20 protein-coding genes and 2 pseudogenes are annotated in these 21950 nt (G+C 68.5%); 11 read left to right on the forward strand and 11 right to left on the reverse strand.

Translation table 11 applies throughout. The annotated features are described in order from the left end of the window. Nucleotides 1–204 (forward strand): hypothetical protein (locus tag ACDP63_RS20235; RefSeq protein WP_409928575.1); only part of this gene is annotated, 204 nt, incomplete at its 5' end. A 16-nt stretch (nt 205–220) separates the two neighbouring features. Here the strand turns inward: ACDP63_RS20235 and ACDP63_RS20240 are convergent. Then, nucleotides 221–739 (reverse strand): MarR family winged helix-turn-helix transcriptional regulator, encoded by a 519-nt coding sequence (locus tag ACDP63_RS20240; RefSeq protein WP_028710773.1) that lies wholly within the window; start codon nt 737–739, stop codon nt 221–223. Between the two features lie 91 nt (nt 740–830). Further along, nucleotides 831–1076 (reverse strand): succinate dehydrogenase assembly factor 2, encoded by a 246-nt coding sequence (locus ACDP63_RS20245; protein ID WP_051419801.1) that lies wholly within the window; start codon nt 1074–1076, stop codon nt 831–833. 105 nt (nt 1077–1181) lie between these two features. On the opposite strand from ACDP63_RS20245, the gene ACDP63_RS20250 reads away from it, so the two are divergent. Continuing rightward, a complete protein-coding gene (locus tag ACDP63_RS20250) occupies nt 1182–2384 on the forward strand; it encodes a pyridoxal phosphate-dependent aminotransferase (RefSeq protein WP_409928576.1) in 1203 nt (400 codons plus the stop codon). A 36-nt stretch (nt 2385–2420) separates the two neighbouring features. Here the strand turns inward: ACDP63_RS20250 and aspA are convergent, their stop codons facing one another. Next, nucleotides 2421–3827, reverse strand: coding sequence for an aspartate ammonia-lyase (gene aspA, locus ACDP63_RS20255; RefSeq protein ID WP_028710771.1), 1407 nt, complete (start codon nt 3825–3827; stop codon nt 2421–2423). 158 nt (nt 3828–3985) lie between these two features. Beyond that, nucleotides 3986–4882, reverse strand: a complete 897-nt coding sequence (locus tag ACDP63_RS20260) for a LysR family transcriptional regulator (protein ID WP_024845529.1) — start codon at nt 4880–4882, stop codon at nt 3986–3988. Between the two features lie 211 nt (nt 4883–5093). Between ACDP63_RS20260 and ACDP63_RS20265 the strand changes: the two are divergent. Next, nucleotides 5094–5537 (forward strand): annotated as a pseudogene (locus tag ACDP63_RS20265) (Ldh family oxidoreductase); the annotation flags it as partial. A gap of 49 nt (nt 5538–5586) precedes the next feature. Here ACDP63_RS20265 and ACDP63_RS20270 read toward each other — a convergent pair. From ACDP63_RS20270 to ACDP63_RS20290, 5 genes and pseudogenes are all read right to left on the reverse strand, one after another. Further along, entirely contained in the window at nt 5587–6447 is an 861-nt protein-coding gene (locus ACDP63_RS20270; RefSeq protein WP_024845526.1) for an alpha/beta fold hydrolase, read from the reverse strand. Beyond that, nucleotides 6447–7235, reverse strand: a complete 789-nt coding sequence (locus ACDP63_RS20275; RefSeq protein ID WP_024845525.1) for an enoyl-ACP reductase — start codon at nt 7233–7235, stop codon at nt 6447–6449. The genes ACDP63_RS20270 and ACDP63_RS20275 overlap by 1 nt, the downstream gene beginning before the upstream one ends. 19 nt (nt 7236–7254) lie before the next feature. After that, complete coding sequence (fabB, locus tag ACDP63_RS20280) at nt 7255–8484, reverse strand: beta-ketoacyl-ACP synthase I (RefSeq protein ID WP_024845524.1); 1230 nt, start codon at nt 8482–8484, stop codon at nt 7255–7257. 21 nt (nt 8485–8505) lie between these two features. After that, complete coding sequence (fabA, locus tag ACDP63_RS20285) at nt 8506–9015, reverse strand: bifunctional 3-hydroxydecanoyl-ACP dehydratase/trans-2-decenoyl-ACP isomerase (protein WP_024845523.1); 510 nt, start codon at nt 9013–9015, stop codon at nt 8506–8508. Between the two features lie 860 nt (nt 9016–9875). Further along, nucleotides 9876–11075, reverse strand: a pseudogene (locus ACDP63_RS20290) (PLP-dependent aminotransferase family protein); the annotation flags it as partial. A gap of 145 nt (nt 11076–11220) precedes the next feature. Here ACDP63_RS20290 and tauA point away from each other — a divergent pair. The 8 genes from tauA to ACDP63_RS20330 all read left to right on the forward strand — a co-directional run bounded on the left by tauA (nt 11221) and on the right by ACDP63_RS20330 (nt 19820). Then, nucleotides 11221–12237, forward strand: a complete 1017-nt coding sequence (tauA, locus tag ACDP63_RS20295; RefSeq protein WP_024845521.1) for a taurine ABC transporter substrate-binding protein — start codon at nt 11221–11223, stop codon at nt 12235–12237. 65 nt (nt 12238–12302) lie between these two features. Further along, a complete protein-coding gene (locus tag ACDP63_RS20300) occupies nt 12303–13112 on the forward strand; it encodes a taurine ABC transporter ATP-binding protein (RefSeq protein ID WP_024845520.1) in 810 nt (269 codons plus the stop codon). Next, on the forward strand, nt 13105–13932 hold the full coding sequence (locus ACDP63_RS20305) for an ABC transporter permease subunit (RefSeq protein ID WP_024845519.1): 828 nt from the start codon (nt 13105–13107) through the stop codon (nt 13930–13932). The genes ACDP63_RS20300 and ACDP63_RS20305 overlap by 8 nt, the downstream gene beginning before the upstream one ends. An 89-nt stretch (nt 13933–14021) precedes the next feature. After that, nucleotides 14022–14438 (forward strand): nuclear transport factor 2 family protein, encoded by a 417-nt coding sequence (locus ACDP63_RS20310; RefSeq protein WP_024845518.1) that lies wholly within the window; start codon nt 14022–14024, stop codon nt 14436–14438. Nucleotides 14439–14446: 8 nt separating this feature from the next. Continuing rightward, on the forward strand, nt 14447–15838 hold the full coding sequence (locus ACDP63_RS20315; protein WP_024845517.1) for an NAD(P)/FAD-dependent oxidoreductase: 1392 nt from the start codon (nt 14447–14449) through the stop codon (nt 15836–15838). Nucleotides 15839–15850: 12 nt separating this feature from the next. Next, nucleotides 15851–17632: a sulfoacetaldehyde acetyltransferase gene (xsc, locus tag ACDP63_RS20320; RefSeq protein WP_024845516.1), complete on the forward strand. Its 1782-nt coding sequence runs from the start codon at nt 15851–15853 to the stop codon at nt 17630–17632. A 186-nt stretch (nt 17633–17818) separates the two neighbouring features. Next, nucleotides 17819–18835, forward strand: coding sequence for a YeiH family protein (locus tag ACDP63_RS20325; protein ID WP_024845515.1), 1017 nt, complete (start codon nt 17819–17821; stop codon nt 18833–18835). A 4-nt stretch (nt 18836–18839) separates the two neighbouring features. Then, the gene (locus ACDP63_RS20330; RefSeq protein ID WP_024845514.1) at nt 18840–19820 is read left to right on the forward strand and encodes a phosphate acetyltransferase; all 981 of its coding nucleotides are present in this window, start codon (nt 18840–18842) and stop codon (nt 19818–19820) included. Nucleotides 19821–19850: 30 nt separating this feature from the next. On the opposite strand, the gene ACDP63_RS20335 is transcribed toward ACDP63_RS20330, so the two are convergent. Together ACDP63_RS20335 and ACDP63_RS20340 are read right to left on the reverse strand one after the other, a co-directional pair. After that, nucleotides 19851–20396: a CAP domain-containing protein gene (locus ACDP63_RS20335; protein WP_024845513.1), complete on the reverse strand. Its 546-nt coding sequence runs from the start codon at nt 20394–20396 to the stop codon at nt 19851–19853. Nucleotides 20397–21129: 733 nt separating this feature from the next. Further along, nucleotides 21130–21816 carry an exopolysaccharide biosynthesis protein gene (locus ACDP63_RS20340; RefSeq protein WP_024845512.1) on the reverse strand — a complete coding sequence of 229 codons (687 nt, stop codon included), beginning with the start codon at nt 21814–21816 and terminating at the stop codon, nt 21130–21132. Nucleotides 21817–21950 lie beyond the last annotated feature (134 nt).

Below are 21950 nucleotides of genomic sequence, written 5' to 3' on the forward strand. Positions count from 1 at the left end.
GGGCGAAGCGCCCCGTGCCAGCCAGAGGATCGCGTCCGTGAACGGCCGGTCGTCGGCACCGCTGCGGCCCCGAGCACCGGCCTTGCCGGGCAGCAGCGGCCCGATCCGCTCTCATCGCCCGTCAGTCAACGTTCGCCTGCTCAAGATCGCCTGCGGCTTTCGATCTTGAATCAGAAACGGAAACGCCTGGAAATCCTCGGATGAAGACGCCGCCCACCCCTCAATAGATGTAGCGGATCTGCTCGGCCCAGAACCTTTCGATCCGGCGCCATTGCAGGTTCACCGCCTCGATCGGCGGGTCGTCCAGCACGCCGGACAGTTCCAGCCCTTCGGCATGGCGGGCGAACAGCCGCGCCACGCAATCGCGCACCTCTTGCCCTGCCGGGGTCAGTCGCACCCGGACCGCGCGGCGGTCCATCTCGCAGCGTTCATGGTGGACATAGCCCAGCTCGACCAGCTTCTTGAGATTGTAGGAGACGTTCGAGCCCTGATACATCCCGCGCGAACGCAGCTCGCCCGCCGTCACCTCCGACGTGCCGAGATTGTAGATCAGCAGCGCCTGCACCGGCGTCAGGTCCGAGCGGCCCAGCCGCTCGAACTCGTCCTTGACCAGGTCCAGCAAAAGCCGATGCAGCCGCTCCAGCATTTGCAGGCTTTCCAGATAGGCGTCGGCCCGGTTGGTCCGCGGCGGCACGGGCCGCAGGGCCGGCACCGTGTGGGCAGAGCTGCGCTGTTGCATAAGCGGGTTCCGTTCTTGGCCTCGTTTCCGCCACCATGGCGCAGATTTGCCAATCTTCGGTTAATCGCCGTGCAGTTTGCTAAAATTGCGCCTATTTCCGTGCCAGCCGCTGATGGGCAAAACCCGCCACGCGGTCCAGGATGGGCAGCAGCGCCTGCGGTCCGGGGCGGGCGTCGCCCAGCCGGGCGGTGATCCAGGGATACAGATCCTGGTCGTTTTCGCTCAGCAGCGCCTCGTAAAGGTCCAGCTCCTCGGGGCTCAGCCCATCAAGCTCGCTGTCCGAGAAGGGGCCCAGGATCAGGTCCATCTCCTTGGTGCCCCGCCGCCAGCTGCGCATCCGCAGCCGCTTCAGCCTTGCTTCGTTCTCGTCCACGCTTGCCCCCGGCTTGCCTGTCCGCGGCGCCGCCCCTATGACGGGACAGCCAGCCGCAGGATGAATTCGATGAGCTTTTTGTCGCAGACGCTCGCCCGCGTCAAACCCTCGCCCACCATCGCCATCACCACCCGCGCCCGCGAGCTTGCGGCCGAGGGGCGGGACATCATCGGCCTGTCCGCCGGCGAGCCCGATTTCGACACGCCTGCCCATATCCGCGAGGCGGCCAAGGCCGCCATCGACGCCGGCCATACCCGCTATACCGCGGTGGACGGCATCCCGGAACTGAAACGCGCCATCTGCGACAAGTTCGCGCGGGAAAACGGGCTGGACTATGCGCCCGCGCAGGTGACGGTCGGCACCGGCGGCAAGCAGGTGCTTTACAACGCGCTGATGGCGACGCTGAATCCGGGCGACGAGGTGATCATCCCGGCGCCCTATTGGGTCAGCTACCCGGACATGGTGCTGCTGGCCGGCGGCACGCCCGTGGTGGTCGAGGGCGCGATGCAGAACGGCTATCGCATCACCCCCGAACAGCTGGAGGCCGCGATCACGCCGCGGACGAAATGGCTGATCCTCAATTCGCCCTCGAACCCCACCGGCGCGGGCTATGCCGTCGAACACATGCGCGCCCTGACCCAGGTGCTGATGCGCCACCCGCAGGTCTGGGTGCTGGCGGATGACATCTATGAACACCTGGTCTTTGACGATTTCCGCTTCGTCACCCCGGCGCAGGTCGAGCCGGGGCTGAAATCGCGCACCCTGACCATGAACGGCGTCAGCAAGGCCTATGCGATGACCGGCTGGCGCATCGGCTATGGCGCCGGCCCCGAGGAACTGATTCGCGCCATGGCCAAGCTGCAGTCGCAATCGACCTCGAATCCCTGCTCGATCAGCCAATATGCCGCGCTGGCCGCGTTGCAGGGGCCGCAGGACTACATCGCCGAAAGCCGCGCCGTGTTCCAGCGCCGCCGCGACCTGGTGGTCGCGGGGCTGAGCGCCTGTCCCGGCATCGACTGCCCGGTGCCGCAGGGGGCGTTCTATGTCTATCCCTCGATCGCGGCGCTGATCGGCAAGACCTCGGCCGGCGGCACGCAGATCGTGGATGACGAAGCCTTCGCCACCGCGCTGCTGAACGAGACCGGGGTGGCGGTGGTCTTTGGCGCGGCCTTCGGGCTCTCGCCGCATTTCCGCATCTCCTATGCCACCTCGGACGCGGTGCTGGCGGATGCCTGCGCCCGCATCAGGGCCTTCTGCGAGGGGCTGCGCTGAGCCAAGCGGCGGGGCCGGAACCCCGCCGCGGCCGCCCTAGTTCACGAAAAGCTGCGGCTTGGTCAGGCTTTCGGGGCGCAGGATGGCGTCCAGACGCTCTTTCGGCAGCAGGCCCTTTTCCAGCACCAGCTCATAGACGCCGCGGCCGGTCAGATGCGCCTCGGTCGCAAGCTCGGTGGCGGCGGCATAGCCGATATAGGGGTTCAGCGCCGTGACGATGCCGATCGAGCGGCGCACGGTTTCCTTCAGCACGTCGCGATTGGCGGTGATGCCGCGCACGCAATTATGCTCCAGCGTGTTGCATGCCGCGATCAGGTGGCTGACCGAGCGGAACATGCTGTAGGCGATCACCGGCTCGAAGGCGTTCAGCTGCAACTGCCCGCCCTCGGCGGCCATGGTGATGGTCATGTCGTTGCCGATCACCTCGAAGGCGACCTGGTTGACCACCTCGGGGATGACCGGGTTCACCTTGCCCGGCATGATCGAGGAGCCGGCCTGCTTCGCCGGCAGGTTGATCTCGTTCAAACCGGCCCGCGGCCCCGAGGACAAGAGCCGCAGGTCGTTGCAGATCTTCGACAGCTTGACCGCCACGCGCTTGAGCACGCCCGAGACCTGCACGAAGGCGCCGCAATCCTGCGTCGCCTCGACCAGGTCGGGGGCGGTGACGACCGGGATCACCGTGATCTCGGCCAGCCGCGCCCGCACCCGCTCGGCATAGTCGGGATGGGTGGTGATGCCGGTGCCGATGGCGGTGGCGCCCAGGTTGATCTCGCAGATCAGGGCGGCCGCCTCGGCCAGGCGCAACTCGTCCTCGCCGATGGTGATGGCGAAGGCGTTGAATTCCTGGCCCAGGGTCATCGGCACCGCCTCTTGCAGCTGGGTGCGGCCCATTTTCAGGATCTCGGCAAATTCCGCACCCTTCTCGGCAAAGGCGCCGCGCAGCGAGGCCAGGGCCGCGATCACGTTCTGCAAGCCCCGCCACGAGGCCAGCCGCAACGCCGTCGGATAGACGTCGTTGGTCGATTGGCTCATGTTCACATGCTCGTTGGGGTGCAGGTATTGGTACTCGCCCTTGGCATGGCCCATGATCTCCAGCGCACGGTTGGCGATCACCTCGTTGGCATTCATGTTGGTCGAGGTGCCGGCGCCGCCCTGGATCTGGTCCACGACGAACTGGTCGTGCAGCCGGCCGGCGCGGATCTCCTCGCAGGCGGCCACGATGGCGTCGCGGCGCTCGGCCGAGAGCAGCCCCAGATCGGCATTGGCCAGCGCCGCCGCCTGCTTGATCGCGGCCAGGGCGCGGATCAGTTCGGGAATTTCGCCGATCGGCCGGCCCGAGATCGGGAAATTCTCGACGGCGCGCAGGCTGTGGACGCCCCAATAGGCGTCGGCAGGCACCTCGCGGTCGCCAAGCAGGTCGTGTTCGATGCGGGTCTTGGTCATGTTCACCTCGGGCACAGGCGCGCCGCCCGCCGGGGCGGCGGTGCGGGCGCGATGCGCATTTCTGTCGGATCTGTTGCGATGGCAGGGCGTTCGCGCGCCCCGTGTGTCAAAGATTTAGGCAGGATCGCGCGTATTTTCCAATGCGAAGTCGCGCTGGGTTATTCCGATCCTGCATAACCTTCGCCCAGCTCGCGCGCGGCCTGCCAGACCCGGCCGGTGATGCCGCGCCCGCGCGCGGCATTGCGGTAAAGCCGGATCTCCATCGGCAGTTCGGGGGCCACGACCTCCAGCCGGCCGGTCGCGATCTCGGCCTCGACCAGGCGGCGGGGCAGCCAGACCAGGCCATGCCCGGCCACGGCCATGCTTTTCATCGCCTCGGCCATGCTGGCTTCGTCGGTATGGGCGACATAGACCCTGGGTGCGCCGGGCTGGGCCAGCGCGATGCGCGCCATGGCGTTCAGGAACGAGCCGCGCGAATATTTCAGCATCGGCATGCCCTCGGTCAGCCATTCCTCGGGCCAGCCCGGACGGGCGACGGCGACCAGGCTGTCATGGCCCACCACCAGATGCGGATAGCCCGAGGGGTCCAGCGGGATGTTCACCTGCGGATGGGCATAGGTCAGGAAGAAGTCATAGCCGCCCTCGGTCAGCGCCTCGATGCAGCGGTCGAAATTCTCGGGCTTGACGCGGCTGGTCATCTGGCCCGCCGCCGCCTTCAGCCGCATCAGCCAGCCGGGCAGGAAGGTCACGGTCAGGCTGTGCAGCGCCACGAAGGAAATCTCGCCGCCGCGGCTGCGGGCATGGTCGCGGAACTCGGCGCGGCGGGCATGGATCATGCGCACCACCTCCTCGGCCGTTTCGCGAAACAGCACGCCCTCGGGCGTCAGCGTCACCGGATAACTGTCGCGCGACAGCAGGTCGGTGCCGAGCCATTCCTCCAGCGCGCGGATGCGGCGGCTGAAGGCGCTCTGCGTGACGCCGCGCAGCTCGGCCGAGCGCGAGAAGCTGTGCGTCTCGGCCAGGCTCAGGAAGTCCTCAAGCCATTTCAGATCCATGCGCCCTCCCTTTTGCGTCGCTTTAGCCGAGCCGTCGCCCGCGCGCCATGCCCGACTGCCCGCCGGGCTGCTGCCCTGGCGCGCGATGGCCGTGGCTTGGCGGGACCGCGGCATCGGCCGGCGCCGTCCGGGTGGCGGCGATCCGGCCTGAACGCTTGGCCCAGGCCGGAAAGCCCGGTTTTCTGGCGGGCATCAGCCAGGGAAAGGGCGCATGGACGACGGGACGACGGTGACGGTGGCCGAGTTTGGCCGGACGGTCGAATCGCTGTTCACGCGCGCCGGCTTCCACGCCCAGCAGGCCGATGCCATCGCCCGCATCATCACCGCCGCCGAACGCGACGGCGCGAAATCGCATGACATCTATCGCATCGAAGACTGCCTGCGCACCCTGGCGACCGGCAAGGTCTCGCCCGATGCGCGGCCGGAGCTGATCGACGAGGGCAGCGCCGTGATCCGGGTCGAGGCCGGCGCCGGCTTTTCCCCCGCCGCCTTCAAGCTGGGCCTGCCGGTGCTGGCCGGACGGGCCGACAAGCCGGGGCTGGCGGCGCTGGCCGTCGACGGTTGCGTGCATAGCTCGGCCCTCTGGCCCGAGGTCGAGACGCTGGCGGCGCGCGGCCTTGCCGGGCCTGCCATGGCCCAGCCGCAGAAAGGGCCGGTGCCCTGGGCGCAGGGCCGCCCCGCCCAAACCGCCGCGGGCTTTTCGGTCATGCCGGAAATTGCGCGGCCGGCGGGTGGTCCTGCCGCATGGCGGCAAGCCAGCCCCGAATCGCGGCCAGCGATTCGGGCTCGTCCAGGAAGGGGACATGCGCGCGGCCGGGCACCTCGGCCAGGATGATCCCCGGCTGCCGGCATTGCATCTCGATCGCGGTATCATGCGACAGCAAGTCCGAATTGGCGCCGCGGACCAGCGCCAGGGGCAGCCCCTGCGTGGCGTCGAACAGCGGCCACAGATCGATCTCGGGTCCGTCGAAGGCGGCCAGGAACGCATCGCGCAGGGCAGGGTCGTAATTGATGCGCAGGCCGGCGGGCGTCTCGACGTAATGGTGCCGGGCTTCCTCAAGCCATCGGCTTGCCGGCACGCCGGCAAAGCCGGGCATGAGCGCGGGCAGGCGCTGCGCCATGTCCTCCAGGCTTTTCGCGGCCGGGTTCCGGCCGACATAGTCGAAGATCCGCTCCAGCCCGCTGCGCTGCAGGACCGGGCCGACATCGTTCAGGCACAGGCCCAGGAGCCGGTCGCGCGCCGTCGCGGCCAGCAGCATGCCGATGAGCCCCCCGCGCGAGGTACCCAGCACCGCCGCCCGCGCGATGCCCAGGTGATCCAGCAGCGCCAGCGCGTCCCGCGCCTCTTGCGGGACGGTATAGCTGTCGGCACCGGTCCAGTCCGAATCGCCGCGGCCGCGGTAATCCGGCCGGATCAGCCGCACGCCGGTCAGATGCGGCACCAGATAGTCGAAATCCCGCCCCGTCCGGGTCAGCCCCGGCAGGGCCAGGACCGGCAAGCCCTCGCCCTCGTCGCGATAGGCCAGCCGGGCGCCGTCCTCGGCCCGGAAGAAGCGGACGGGCATCACAGGTTTTCCGATTGCGGCATGCCCAGCACATGATAGCCGCCATCGACCAGCACGATCTCGCCCGTGGTGCAGGCGCCCCAGTCCGAACACAGCCAGACCGCCGTGCCGCCGATGGCCTCCAGCGTGGCATTGGCGCGCATGGGCGCGTTCGCCTCGGTATGGCGATAGGTCTTGCGGGCGCCGCCGATGGCCGCGCCGGCCAGGGTCTTCATCGGGCCGGGGCTGATCGCATTGACGCGAATCCCCTCGGGGCCCAGGTCGTTGGCCAGGTAGCGGACCGAGGATTCCAGCGCGGCCTTTGCCACCCCCATGACGTTGTAGAACGGCGTGACCCGGTTCGAACCGGCATAGGTCAGCGTGATGATCGAGCCGCCATGCGTCATCAGGGGCTGCGCCCGCCGGGCCAGGTCGATCAGCGAATAGCAGGAAATCGTCAAGGAATTCTTGAAATTGTCGCGGGTCGTATCGATGAAGCGCCCGGTCAGCTCGTTCTTGTCGGAATAGGCTATGGCATGGACCAGGAAATCCAGCCCGCCCCAGCGCGACCGGATCGCCGCAAAGGCGCGGTCGAGCGAGTCGTCGTCCAGCACGTCGACATCCATCAGGAAGTCCGAGCCCAGCGATTGCGCCAGCGGCGCGACCCGTTTGCCGAAAGCCTCGCCCTGATAGGAAAAGGCCAGTTCCGCGCCCTGATCCGCCAGCGCCTTCGCAATCCCCCAAGCGATCGAGCGGTCATTCGCGACCCCCATCACCAGGCCGCGTTTGCCTTTCATCAATTCGCCCATGGCTTAACCTTTTCTTGGTTTATTCGCGGTATTTCGACATGACCAGCGTGGCATTGGTGCCGCCAAAACCGAAACTGTTGGAAAGGACGCTATCGAAATCGACATCATCCATGCGCGTCTGCGCGATCTCCTCGGGGCGGATCTCGGGGTCCAGCTCGGTGATGTTGGCCGAGGCGGCGATGAAGCCCTGCTGCATCATCAAGAGCGAATAGATCGCCTCATGCACGCCGGTCGCGCCCAGCGAATGCCCGGTCAGCGACTTGGTCGACGACACCGGCGGCACCGCGCCCTCGCCGAAGACCCGGCGCAGCGCCTTGATCTCGCCCACGTCGCCCACCGGGGTCGAGGTGCCATGCGCATTGACATAGCTGACGCGCCGCCCCTCGGGCAGGGTGGACAGCGCCAGCCGCATCGAGCGCTCGCCGCCCTCGCCGGAAGGCGCGACCATGTCATAGCCGTCGCTGGTCGCGCCATAGCCGGTCACCTCGGCATAGATGCGGGCGCCGCGGGCCAGGGCGTGGCCCAGTTCCTCCAGCACCACCACGCCGGCGCCGCCGGCGATGACGAAACCGTCGCGGGTCGCGTCGAAGGGCCGCGAGGCGGTCTGGGGCGTGTCGTTATACTTGGATGACATCGCCCCCATGGCATCGAAGAGGCAGCTGAGCGTCCAGTCCAGCTCCTCGCCGCCGCCGGCGAAGACAATGTCCTGCTTGCCCATCTGGATCAGCTCGGTCCCGTTGCCGATGCAATGCGCCGAGGTCGAGCAGGCCGAGGTGATCGAATAGTTCACGCCCTTGATCCTGAAGGGCGTGGCCAGGCAGGCCGAATTGGTCGAGGACATGCAGCGCGTGACCATGAAGGGGCCCATGCGCTTGGGCGCGCCCTTCTCGATCACGGTGCGATGCGCCTCGAACAGGTTGGCGGTCGACGGCCCGCCCGAGCCCATGACCAGGCCCGAGCGTTCGTTCGAGACATCCTCGGGCGCCAGGCCCGCATCCTCGATCGCCTGCTGCATGGCGATGAAGTTATAGGCCGCGCCCGCGCCCATGAAGCGCAGGTTGCGCTTGTCGACATGGTCCTCGAGCACGATCTGCGGCATGCCGTGGACCTGGCTGCGAAAACCGCGCTCGGCATATTCGGGGGCGAAGACGATGCCCGAGCGGCCGGCGCGCAGGCTTTCGGTGACCTCGGTGGCATTGTTGCCGATGGGAGAGACGATGCCCAGCCCGGTGATGACGACACGGCGCATGGCGTGCTCCTTGTTCATGTGTCAGGCGGCCGACAGGGCAACCTTCATGTCCTTGACCTCGTAGATGGTTTCGCCGTCGGCCTCGACACGGCCGTCGGCGACGCCCATGGTCAGGCGACGGGTCTGGACCGCCTTGGTGAAATCGACGAAATAGCGCAAGAGCCTGCGGTCGGGCCGGACCATGCCGGTCAGCTTGACCTCGCCCACGCCGAGCGCGTAGCCGCGCCCCTGCCAGCCGCGCCAGCCCAGGTTGAAGCCGGTCAGCTGCCACAGCCCGTCAAGGCCCAGGCAGCCGGGCATGATCGGATTGCCGGGGAAATGGCAGGCAAAGAACCACAGGTCGGGACGGATGTCGAATTCGGCGACGACATGGCCCTTGCCATGCGGGCCGGCATCGGCGGAAATCTCGGTGATGCGGTCCATCATCAGCATCGGCGGCTCGGGCAATTGGGCATTTCCGGGGCCGAACAACTCGCCACGGGCGCAGGCCAGCAGATCTTCCTTGTCAAAGCTGGTCCGTGTCATCGTCATGCGTGTGGGTTCCCCTGATCCGACGTTGCGTTATCTGCTGTGGCTGCTGCCGGGCAAGGCCCGCGCCAAACTTGCCTTCGGGTCTATCATTCCGTCCCGGCAAGGCGCAAGGGCGCAGGTTTTGCGGGTTTTTGCGGTGGATGGGCCGGCGGTTGCGCAAGACGGAAGCGCGGCGGACGATTTGCCGCAACCCTGCTGCCCGGCAGAGGGGATTGGCCTTGTACGGCTTGGCCGGCACCGCAGCCGGGGGCTTTGCGCCCCCGGACCCCCGCAGGATATTTATGCAAGAAAGAACTGGGCGGCGGGATGTCGCGCCCCGGCTTCTTCCATGTCCAAATATCCTGGGGGAGCGCGGAACGCGCGGGGGCAAAGCCCCCAGCCCTGCAGCGGCCGCGACATCTGCCTGCGGAACAGGCGGTCAGCCGGCCTGTTCCGCGGCCAGCTCGCGGGTCCGGCGGGCGATCAGGGCGATGCCCGGCGCGATGTCGTCCTCGCGGATCGAGGAATAGCCCAGCCGGAAGAAGGCGCAGGGCTGCGGCGGGGTTTCGAAAAAGACTTCGCCCGGTTCGATCAGCACGCTGTCCTCTTGCAGCCTTGCGGCCAGGACGGTGCTGTCGATGCCGGCCGGTCCCTCGACCCACAGGCTCGATCCGCCCGAGCGCGCCGCCCCGGCGATGCGCAGCCCGGTGGCCGCCAGCGCCTGCTCCATCAGCGCGCGGCGGCGTTTCAGCGCGCCGCGCAGCCGCACGATATGTGCGTCGTAATGGCCGAGCGCCAGGAAATAGGCGGTGATCCTTTGCAGATGGTTCGGCGGGTGGCGCAGCATGATGGCGCGCAGCGGGGGGGGGGGGGGGAGGGANCATCAGCGCGCGGCGGCGTTTCAGCGCGCCGCGCAGCCGCACGATATGTGCGTCGTAATGGCCGAGCGCCAGGAAATAGGCGGTGATCCTTTGCAGATGGTTCGGCGGGTGGCGCAGCATGATGGCGCGCAGCGCGCGGGCCCGCGCGATGAAGGGCGCCGGCGCCACCATGTAGCCGATGCGCAGCCCCGGAAACAGCGATTTCGAGAAGCTGCCGACATAGATCACCCGCCCCGAGCGGTCGAGCGATTTCAGCGCCGGCGCGGGGGGCGCGAGATAGGACATCTCGAAATCGTAATCGTCCTCGACGATCAGGAAGTCATGCGCGGCGGCGCGGGCCAGCAGGTCGCGGCGCCGCGCCAGCGGCATGGTGGCGCCGGTCGGGATGTTGTGGCTGGGCGTCACGATCACCAGCCGCGTGCCCTGCGGCAGCAGCTCGGGGTTCAGCCCGCCCTCGTCCACGTCGAGGAAGGTGGTCGGGCTGTGGGCGCGGCGCAGGGTTTCGGCGAAATCGGGATAGCCCGGATCCTCGGTCACCGCCAGCCGGTCGCCGCGCGCCAGAAGCTCGACGGTGATGAAGAGCGCGTTCTGCGCGCCCAGCGTCACCAGCACCTCGTCCGGCTCGGCCTGGATGCCGCGTCGGGGCAGGGAATGCGAGCAGATATAGTCGATCAGCATCGGGTCGTCGGCGCCATAGAGATCCGAGGCCAGCTCGCCGAAATCCCGCGTCCCCCAGGCCCGGCGGGCGCAGTCGCGCCAGGCGTTGTGGTCAAACAGCGCCGGGTCGCTTTGCCCGTAGATGAAGGGATAGCGGAAATCGCGCCAGTTCGCCGGCTTGCGGATCACCCGCTGGCGCGGCAGCTCGCCCGCAAGCCAGCTGTCCCAGTCGAGCGCGGTTTCATGCGGCAGCGGTTCCTGCACCTTCAGCCGGCGGTGCGGCACGGTGGCGGCGACCATGACGCCGGAGCGCGGCCGCGTCTCCAGATAGCCCTGGCTGATCAGTTCCTGATAGACCAGCGTCACCGTCATGCGCGAGATGCCCAGCGTTTCGGCCAGACCCCGCGACGAGGGCAGCCGGGTGCCAGGCCGTGCGCGGGTTTCCAGGATTGCCCGCACGATGGCCGCCGCCAGCCGCGCTTGCAGCGTCCCTGCCTCGCTGTCGCGCAGGAAGAACATCTCGACGGGAATCCGGTCGCTCATCTGGACATATCGTTGTGCCCCGCCACCTGCAACATTTTGTCGCAAGAAGCAGCCATGCAGAGCTGCAAGCCAACAGAGAAAGGGCTGAGCCCAAGGGCTCGGCCGCGTCGGAAGACCAACAATCGAAAGACAGGGAGTCACGACAATGACCAATATGAACCGGGCCGGAATCTTCCTGGCCGCGATGACGCTTGGCGCCGGCCTCGGCCTGGCCCCGGCCCATGCCGAGACCACCGTGGTCGTGGGCTACCAGCAGATCGTCGGCCCCTTCATCGCCGCCATCGCCGACGGCCGGCTGGACGCCGCCGCCAAGGAGGCGGGCTACAAGATCGACTGGCGGCAGTTCTCGTCCGGGGGCGACATCTCGACCGCGCTGGCCTCGGGCAACGTGCCGGTGGGGGTGATCGGCTCGACCGGGATCGCCGCCGCGGCGACGCGGGGGGTGGAGTTCGAGCTGTTCTGGATCCTCGACAATATCGGCAAGTCCGAGGCGCTGGTCGCCCGCAACGGCTCGGGCATCGAGGCGCCGGGGGATCTGACCGGCAAGAAGGTCGCCGTGCCCTTCGTCTCGACCGCGCATTTCCACCTGCTCGTCGGCATGGACCAAGTCTGGAAGATCGACCCGCGCGGCGTCAACATCCTGAACATGAAGCCGCCGCAGATCCTGGCCGCCTGGCAGCGCGGCGACATCGATGCCGCCTATGTCTGGCCGCCGGTGCTGACCGAGCTGATGAAGGAAGGCACGGTGATCGCCGACAGCGAACAGATCGGCGCGGCCAGCGTGCCGACCTTCGACGGGCTGGTGGCGGACAAGAAATTCGCCGCCGAGAACCCGGAGTTCATGGCCGCCTTTACCAGGGCGCTGGCCGGGGCCTATGCCGATTACAACGCCGACAAGGCGGCCTGGACCGAGGATTCGCCGCAGGTCGCAGGCATCGTCAAGACCATCGGTGGCGATGCCGCCGGCACGATCGAGGCGCTGAACATGCTGTCCTTTCCCGACGCGGCCGAGCAGGCATCCGAGACCTGGCTGACCGGCGGCGCGGTCCGCGCGCTGGGCGAAAGCGCCCGCTTCCTGGTCGAGCAGAAGCAGATCGACGCCGCGCTGGAGGATTACGCGCCTTTCGTGAACCCGAGCTTCGCCCAGGCCGCGGCACAATAGGCGGCCGGCCCCCTCGGGGCCGCATCCCGCCTGCCTGTAACCCCTTTCTCGGAAAGACCGCTGATATGCAGACATTGAAAGTTTCCGACGTCAGCCTGATCTACCCCGGCCACCACAAGGGTGCCCCGGTCACCGCGCTGAAAGGCGTGAACCTAGAGGTCAAGAGCGGCGATTTCGTCGTGGCGCTGGGCGCCTCGGGCTGCGGCAAGACCACGCTTCTGAACCTGATGGCCGGGTTCATGGCGCCCTCGGCCGGGCAGATCACCCTGGGCGGGCGGCCGGTCACCGGCCCCGGTGCCGACCGTGGCGTGGTGTTCCAGAAACACGCGCTGCTGCCCTGGCTGAACGTGATCGACAATGTCGAGTTCGGCCTGAAGCTGCAGGGCGTGGACGCCAGGACGCGGCGCGAGCGCGCGGTGAAAAACCTGGCGCTGGTCGGGTTGCAGGATTTCCACAAGCACATGATCTATCACCTCTCGGGCGGCATGCAGCAGCGCGTCGGCATCGCCCGCGCCCTGACCTGCGACCCGGCCATGCTCTTGATGGACGAGCCGATGGCGGCGCTGGACGCGCTGACCCGCGAGACGGTGCAGGAACTGCTGCTTCAGATCTGGCAGCAGACCGACAAGATGTATTTCTTCATCACCCACAGCGTCGAGGAGGCGCTGTTTCTCGGCTCGCGGCTGATCGTCATGTCGCCGCGGCCGGGCCGCATCACCCACACCTACGAGCTGGACTTCAACCGCCGCTTCCTGGCCGAGGGCAATGCCCGCGCCATCAAGTCCAGCCCCGATTTCATCGAGATGAGGGAGCAGATCCTTGGCATCATCTATGGCGACGAACGCGCCGGCGAGCGGGAAAAGATCCATGCTTGACCGGCTGACGAAAGCACGCCCGGCCCGGCCCGGCGTATCCTATGGCGCCCCCGGCGACGGCTCCAGCGCGCTTATCAGCCTGGCCACGGCGGTCGCGCTGATCGCGCTGTGGTTCCTGGTCACCGGCATGGGCTGGGTCAGGCCGCTGTTCCTGCCCTCGCCCGCCGCGGTCTGGGGCAAGTTCGTGCTGGCCGCGACCGAGGGCGTGTCGAACTCGACCCTGGCCCAGCACACGCTGGCCAGCCTCGGCCGGGTGCTGGGCGCCTTCTTCCTGGCGCTGGCCATCGCGGTGCCGGTCGGCATCCTGATGGGGGTGAACCGGGTGATCCGCGGCCTGCTGGATCCGGTCATCGAGTTCTACCGCCCGCTGCCGCCCCTGGCCTATCTGCCGCTGATCATCATCTGGCTGGGCATCGGCGAGTTTCCCAAGGTCTTTCTGATCTTCCTGGCGATCTTTGCCCCCATGGCCATCGCGGCGCGCGCCGGCGTGCGCTCGGTCTCGATCGAGCAGATCCATGCCGCCTACGCCATGGGCGCCAGCAAGCTGCAGGTGATCTTCCACGTCATCCTCAAGGCCGCGCTGCCCGAGATCTTTACCGGCATGCGCATCGGCATCGGCGTGGGCTGGACGACGCTGGTCGCGGCCGAGATGGTCGCCGCCCATCGCGGCCTGGGCTTCATGGTGCTGAACTCGGCCGAATACCTGGCCAGCGACGCCGTGATCATGGGGATCATCGTGATCGGTATCCTCGCCTTTGCCTTCGACCTGCTGATCCGCCGCATCGAGCGGGCACTGATCCCCTGGAAGGGCAAGGTCTGATCCCGCCCCGGACCTGACCCGCCACCATTCACCGCAAACGTCCCGGAGGCGCGCCTGCGCGCCGCCGACCGGGAAAGGAGTATCCACCGATGACCCGCAAACTGACCGCCGACGACCTGAAGGCCACCTTCGACGCCTTCAACCGCCACGACATCGACGGCGTGATGACCCATTTCGCCGAGGACTGCGTGTTCTACACCGTCGCCGGCGAGCATGAATACGGCAACAAGGTCGAGGGCAAGGCGGCCATCGCCAGGGCCTTCGAGGCGGTCTGGACCACGATGCCGGACGTCGAATGGGCCGACCACACGCATTTCCTGTCCGAGGACGGCACGCGCGGCGTCTCGCAATGGACCTTCCGCGCCACCAACCCGGACGGCAGCCGGACCGAGGTGCAGGGCGTGGACCTGTTCCGCATCGCGGGCGGCCGGATCGTCGAGAAGCAGGCGATCCGCAAGCAACGCCCGGCCATCCCCGCCTCTGCACCCGCCCTTGTCGAGAAATGAGGCCCGCCATGCAGGCGATCGAGAAACGAGCGGGCGCCCAGCCCTACGACCCGTTCTACGACCCCATCACGGCCCGCAGCCTGGGCCCGCGCAGCGATTACGCGCCGACCTACTGGATCGGCACCGCCGGCACCCCGCCGCCGGATGACGGCCCGGTCACGGGCGACATGGATGCAGATGTGGTGGTGATCGGCTCGGGCTATACGGGCCTGTCCTGCGCGCTCCACCTGGCCAAGATGCACGGCATCAAGGCCGTGGTGCTGGAAGCGAACGGCGTCGCCTATGGCTGCTCGACCCGCAACGGCGGCCAGGCCCAGATCAGCTCGGGCCGGCTCAAGCGCAGCCAGTGGATCGAACGCTGGGGCCTCGAGGTGGCGAAGCGCCTGCATGCCGAGGTCTGCGAGGCCTTCGATCTGTTCCGCGGCCTGATCCGCGACCATGCGATCGACTGCGATCCGCAGGATGGCGGGCATTACTATATCGCCCACAAGGCCAGCGTGCTGCCGGCCCTGGAAAGCGAGGCGGCGCTGCTGCGCGACACCTTCGGCTACGATGCCCGCATGATCTCGCGCGACGAGCTGCATGCCGAGGTGGTGCGCGACCACGAGGCGCATGGCGCCATGTGGGAGGCGGACGGCGTCGGTATCCATGCCGCGAAACTGGCCTTCGGCTATCTGCGCGTCGTCCGCGAACTGGGCGCCAGGGTGCATGTCGACAGCCCGGTGCAGGGCTGGGACTACCGGAACGGCCTGCATCACCTGCGCACGCCGGGCGGCACGGTGCGCGCCAAGCGGGTGGCGGTGGCGACGGCGGCCTATGCGCCGCGCAGCCTGCATCCGCGGCTTCGGGACCGGCTGATGCCGATCATGTCGAACAGCATCGTTACCCGCGTGCTGACGCCCGACGAACTGGAAGCGGTCGGCATCCAAAAACGCTCGCCGCTGACCGATACCCGGACGCTGCGGCATTACTACCGGCTGCTGCCCGACAACCGGCTGCAGATCGGCTCGCGCGCCGCGATTACCGGCCGCGATGCCGCGAACCCGGCGCATCTGGACGCGCTGCGCGAGGGGATGGCCCGCAAGTTCCCGGCCCTGCGCGGCATCGCGCTGGACTACAGCTGGTGGGGCTGGGTGGATGTCAGCCACGACATGATGCCGCGCATCACCGGCCTGCCGGACCTGCCCGGCGCCTTCTACGCCTTGGGCTACGGCGGCAACGGCGTGATGTATTCCGCCATGGCCGGGCGGCGCATGGCGCAGCTGGTCGCCGGCGAGGCGGTGCCCGACCTGCCGATCTTCAACACCGAACTGCCGCATGAGGGCTGGCGGACGCCGTTCCGGCGCCTCGGCCAATGGGGCCTCTACAAACTCTATCACTTCCGCGACGAGCGCAAATAAGGAGCCATCGCCATGAAAATGACCACCGAGGAAGCTTTCGTCAAAACCCTCCAGCTGCACGGGATCGAGCATGCCTTCGGGATCATCGGCTCGGCGATGATGCCGGTGTCCGACCTGTTCCCCAAGGCGGGCATCACCTTCTGGGACTGCGCGCACGAGACGAATGCCGGGATGATGGCGGACGGGTTCACCCGCTCGACCGGCAAGATGTCGATGGCGATCGCGCAGAACGGCCCCGGCGTGACCGGCTTCGTGACGCCGGTCAAGACCGCCTACTGGAACCACACGCCCCTGCTGCTGGTCACGCCGCAGGCGGCGAACCGCACCATCGGCCAGGGCGGTTTCCAGGAGATGGAGCAGATGCGCATCTTCGCCGATTGCGTCTGCTACCAGGAAGAGGTGCGCGACGCCTCGCGCATCCCCGAGGTCTTGAACCGGGTGATCATGCAGGCCTGGCGCAACTCGGCCCCGGCGCAGATCAACATCCCGCGCGACTTCTGGACCCAGGTCATCGACGTGGAACTGCCGCAGGTCGTGGGTTTCGAGCGTCCCGCGGGCGGCGAGCAGGCGGTGACCGAGGCGGCCAGGCTGCTCAGCGAGGCGCAGTTCCCGGTGATCCTGTCGGGCGCCGGCGTGGTGCTGTCGGGCGCCATCCCGGATCTGGTCCGGCTGGCCGAGCGGCTGGATGCGCCGGTGTGCTCGAACTACCAGCACAATGACAGCTTCCCCGGCTCGCATCCGCTGGCCATGGGCCCCTTGGGCTATAACGGTTCGAAGGCGGCGATGGAGATCATCGCCAAGGCCGATGTGGTGCTGGCGCTGGGGACGCGGCTCAACCCGTTCTCGACCCTGCCGGGCTATGGCATCGACTATTGGCCCAAAGAGGCGAAGATCATCCAGGTCGACATCAACGCCGACCGCATCGGGTTGACCAAGAAGGTCACCGTCGGCATCCAGGGCGACGCGGCCAAGGTGGCGCGGGGGATCCTGGCGCAGCTCGCCCCCATGGCGGGCGATGCCGGCCGCGCCGAGCGCAAGGCGCTGGTCGCGCAGACCAAATCCCGCTGGGCGCAGGAACTGTCGAGCCTCGACCACGAGGAGGACGATCCCGGCACGGTCTGGAACGCGGATGCGCGCAAGCGCGACGCCGGGCTGATGAGCCCGCGCCAGGCCTGGCGGGCGATCATGCAGGCGGTGCCGCAGGAGGCCATCGTCAGTTCGGACATCGGCAACAACTGCGCCATCGGCAACGCCTATCCCAGTTTCGAGGCGGGGCGGAAATACCTGGCGCCGGGGCTGTTCGGCCCCTGCGGCTACGGCTTCCCGGCGATCCTGGGCGCCAAGATCGGCAATCCCGACGTGCCGGTGATCGGCTTTGCCGGCGACGGCGCCTTCGGCATCTCGATGAACGAGATGACCGCCTGCGGCCGCGACGATTGGCCGGCGATCACCATGGTGATCTTCCGCAACTACCAATGGGGGGCGGAAAAGCGCAACACGACGCTGTGGTACGACAACAATTTCGTCGGCACGGAACTGGACCGCGACACCTCCTATGCCAAGATCGCCGAGGCCTGCGGGCTGCGGGGCGTGCAGGTGAAGAGCCAGGACGAACTGACCGCGGCGCTGCACGATGCGGTCGAGCGGCAGATGAAGAACCGCGAGACCACCTTCATCGAGGTGCTCTTGAACCAGGAACTGGGCGAGCCCTTCCGCCGCGACGCGATGAAGAAGCCGGTGGTTGTGGCCGGCATCGACCCGGCCGACATGCGCCCGCAGCAGGGCGCGGCCTGACCGGGGGGAGGCGGCGGAAGGCAGCGGCGCTCCCTGCCTTTCACCGTTTCCCAAATACTCCCGGGGGGCGCGCGCAAGCGCGGGGGGCAGAGCCCCCTTCGGCGGCCCGGTGCCACCCGCGACCCCCATGACATCGCCCGGCGCGCGGCAAGCGCCCCGGCCCATCCCCGCATCCCGGTGAGGACGATGATTTCCACCATGATCCCTTCGCGCGGCCTGATCGAGGAAGCCTTTCCGGGCTTCGCCGTCTCGGCCCTGGTCGCGGCCACGGCGCAATTCCTGTCGGATCATTACGGCGCCCCCGCCATGCTGCTGGCGCTGCTCCTGGGCCTGGCGCTGAACTTCCTGGCCGAGGACGGCACCCGCACCGCCCCCGGCATCGCCTTTACCGCCCGCACCGTTCTGCGGCTGGGGGTGGCGCTTCTGGGCGCGCGCATCTCGGCCGGCATGCTGGCGGCGCTGGGGCCGGGCGCCATTGCGCTGGTGGTGGCGGGCGTGGTGCTGACCATCCTGTTTGCCCTTGCCGCCAGCCGGCTGGTCGGCCGCGGCTGGCGCTTTGCGCTCTTGACCGGCGGCTCGGTGGCGATCTGCGGCGCCTCGGCGGCCATGGCCATCGCCGCCGTTCTGCCGCGGTACGAGAAATCCGAGCGCGACCTGGTCTTCACCGTGCTGTCCGTTACCGTGCTTTCGACCGTGGCCATGGTGCTTTACCCGATGCTGGCCGGGCTTTTCGGCTTCACGGCGCGCGATTCCGGCGTCTTCCTGGGCGGCACCATCCATGACGTGGCCCAGGTGGTCGGCGCCGGCTTTTCCATCGGCCCCGAGACGGGCGAGACCGCGACACTGGTCAAGCTGATCCGCGTTTCCATGCTGGCGCCGGTGGTGCTGTGCTTTTCGCTGGCGATCCGGGCGCGCGGGCTGGCCGATGCCGATGGCGGCAAGGCGCCGCCGCTCTTGCCGGGCTTCGTCATCGGCTTTCTGGCGCTGGCGGGGCTGAACAGCCTGGGGCTGATCCCGCAGGGGGTCTCGGATTTCGCCGGCCAGGTTTCTCGCTGGGCGCTGCTGATCGCCATTGCCGCGGTCGGCATCAAGACTTCGCTCGGCAAGATGCTCGAGGTCGGCACCGGCGCCATCGCGCTGATCCTGGCCGAGACCGTGTTCCTGGCCGTCTTCGTCACCGCCGGCCTGCATCTTTTGGGGTAACGCCATGAAACCGCTCGACCGCATCCACGAGACCGCCAGGGCGCTGGATCGCCACATCATCCTGGCCGAGGGCGACGACCCGCGCGTGGCCGAGGCCGCCCGCCGGCTGCTGGCCGAGGGGCTGGCCCGCGTCACCCTGATGGGCGGGCCCCGGATCCCCGGCGCCGGCCGCATCGACCCGGCGGGCGCGCCGGACCTGGCGGAACTGGCCGACCACTGGCACCGGCTGCGCGCGGCCAGGGGCATGACCGCCGAGCGCGCGCGCGACGAGATGCGCGACCCGATCCGCCAGGCGGCGATGCGGGTGCGGCTGGGCCAGGCCGACGGCACGCTGGGCGGCGCCGTCGCCACCACCGCCGATACCGTCCGCGCCGCGTTGCAGATCATCGGCCGGGCGCCGGATGCGGGGATCGTGTCCAGCTTTTTCCTGATGCTGTCCTGCGGACCCGATGCGCCGATCAAGGGCGGCATGATCTTCGCCGATTGCGGGCTGGTGATCCAGCCCGATGCGCAGGAACTGGCCGCCATCGCGCTTTCGGCCGCCGCAAGCTGCCGCCGGCTGCTGGCCGAGGAGCCGCGGGTGGCGCTTTTGTCCTTCTCGACCGCGGGTTCGGCCGATCACCCGAGCCTTGGCCGCATCCGCGAGGCGTTGGCGCTGATCCGCGCCGCCGCCCCCGAGCTGGAGGTGGACGGCGAGATGCAGTTCGACGCGGCGCTGGACGAGGCGATCCGGACCAGGAAGGCGCCGGCAAGCCGGCTGTCGGGGCGGCCGAACGTCTTTGTCTTTCCCGACCTGGCCGCGGGCAATATCGGCTACAAGATCGCCGAGCGCCTCGGCGGCCTTACCGCCATCGGACCCATCCTCCAGGGCCTCGCTAAACCCGCCAACGACCTGTCGCGCGGCTGCTCGGTGCAGGACATCGTCGACGCGGCCGCCGTCACCGCGGTTCAGGCAGGCCAGGGCATGCAGGCCGCGGCGCGATAGGGCGGCGGCGCTGCGGCCGATCCCCTGCGCTCAGCGCCCGGCCGGGGCGGCATAGACCGCCGACCAGAAGCGGGTCCGGCCATCCGCGCCGGTGGCATGGCCGATGCCGAACTGCCGCAGCTGCGGGATCAGGATATTGGCCAGATGCCCGCTGGAGCTGTTCCATTCCCCCAGCACCTGTTCGGTGCCATAGGGCCCCGCGGCGATGTTCTCGGCGGTGATGCGCGGCGCATATCCCAGCGCCTTGAGCCTTTGTGCCGGGCCGCTGCTGCGGCTGCCGGCATGGCTCATCCGGCCGCGCTGCGCCATGTCGCAGGCATGGGCGGCGGCGGCCTGCGACAGCAGGGCATCGGCCTGAAGCGCCGGCAGCCCGGCCCGGCTGCGCGCGCGGTTGGTCGCGTTCAGGCCGGATTGGACGACCTGCGGGCTGGGGGCGCTGCACTCGACCAGGCCCGGCGACGAGACCTGTATGTCATGGCCCTTGTCCGGCCCTGCGGTCGGCGTCGCGGTGCAGGCGGCAAGCAGCAGGCAGGCTGCAAGCGCCTTGCCTCGGGGGGGCGGGATCCGGTGCGGCATGGTGTTTTCCTCCTGGTGCGATGGAAGAACGCCTGCGGCACGACTGGAAAAACCTTGACGAAAGCACGATCGAAATGCGGGTCGCGGCAGCCTTGAACGGGGTTGCGCCGGCGATCTTCGGACACGTTATGCGTGTATAACCACCCTGGGCGGACATTGTTCCGGCTCCGCGGCCCGGCGCTGCACAATGCCGCCTGCCGGAGGTTCGTCCCGTCCTGGATAGCCGTTCGCCGCGCTGTGCCGGCGCTGCCTGGCACGGTCTCGCACCGGGTCTGTGCGGATTTCCGGCAGGCCACCGGGTCGGAGGCCGGCAGTCGCATCTTCGCGACATCGACGCGGCGGTAGGCTGCGTGGGCACGCTCCGGGACAATGCTTGCCAGGATGCCTCGGCCGTCCCGGTCGCCGGGGCCGAGGCCCTGTTTCGCGCCTGTGCGGCGGCGGGGACGCGTTGGGCGCTGCGTTTCCCGGTCATTGCGGTGGACCGGCATCAGGTCTCGGCCTTTCCAGCCGGCAAGCGGCTGGGTGGCCGGCGGGTTGATCCGCGGGCTGGCGACCCTGATACCGGGCCATTGCAGGCGGTGACGCTGGAGGAGGTCGCCGGCACCATGGCGCTTTTCGTCCGGCCCGGCCGCGCGGCATGTCCGGCTGTTCCGGCTGCGGCCCGCCTTCGGCTTTCCGGCCTGTGCCGCCGTCCTTGGCATCTTCCGGCGGGTGATCGCCCGGCCCGGATGGCTCAGGCGAACAGCAGGGACAGGCCGCGGATGAATGCCCAGATGACGCCCCAGATGATGGCAAAGGCCAGGATGGCCAGCAGGCCGCCCCCGACGATCCACAGCCCGTCCCGCTCCAGCACGCCAAGCGCGAGGATGGCGAGGGCCAGCGCCGGCAGCATGTTGCCGAGCGGGATCGGCAGCAGCAGCACGATCGAAAGTCCCAGGCAAAGCCCGCCCACCAGCCGCACCGCCAAGGGTGAGGACAGGGGCAGGATGCGGGGGATGAGCAGCCTTTCGGCCCGGACCAGGGCGGGCGCGCAGCGCGCGAGGATCGCCGCGAAATCCGCGCGCGGCAGCGACCGCTGGGCGATGAAGCGCGGCAGCCAGGGCCTTTGGCCCAGCATCATCTGGAACGAGAGATAGACCAGCGGCAGGCCCAGGATGCCCGAGGTGCCCGGCGGCATGGGCAGGATGTTGGGAAAGGCGAACAGCAGCAGAAGCCCGGCGGTCGCACGCCCCTCCAGCAGGATCAGCAGGTCGGTGACGCTGAGCCTGTCGCGGCTGGTGTCGCCGGCGATTCGGGTCAGCACGTCCGAAAGATGCTCACGCCGCCAAGGCGGGCCGTTTCCCGGCCGCAGATCCTGGTTCCCGGCCGCCGGACCGGGATCGGGATCGCCGGAAGGCGGGCCTTTGCCTTGTGCAGGCATTCGGTCTCCTGACGGTTGCCGCGGTTCGGTGGTTCTATCTTGGGACAGGCGGCCGGGGTTTCAAGACGCCTTGTCCGGAAATGCCCGGCCCGGCTGTCGCCCCCCGCCAGCGGCTTGCCGGACGGGTTGCCCGG

Source organism: Paracoccus sp. P2 (assembly GCF_046335115.1).
GTDB classification, from domain to species: Bacteria; Pseudomonadota; Alphaproteobacteria; order Rhodobacterales; family Rhodobacteraceae; genus Paracoccus; species Paracoccus pantotrophus.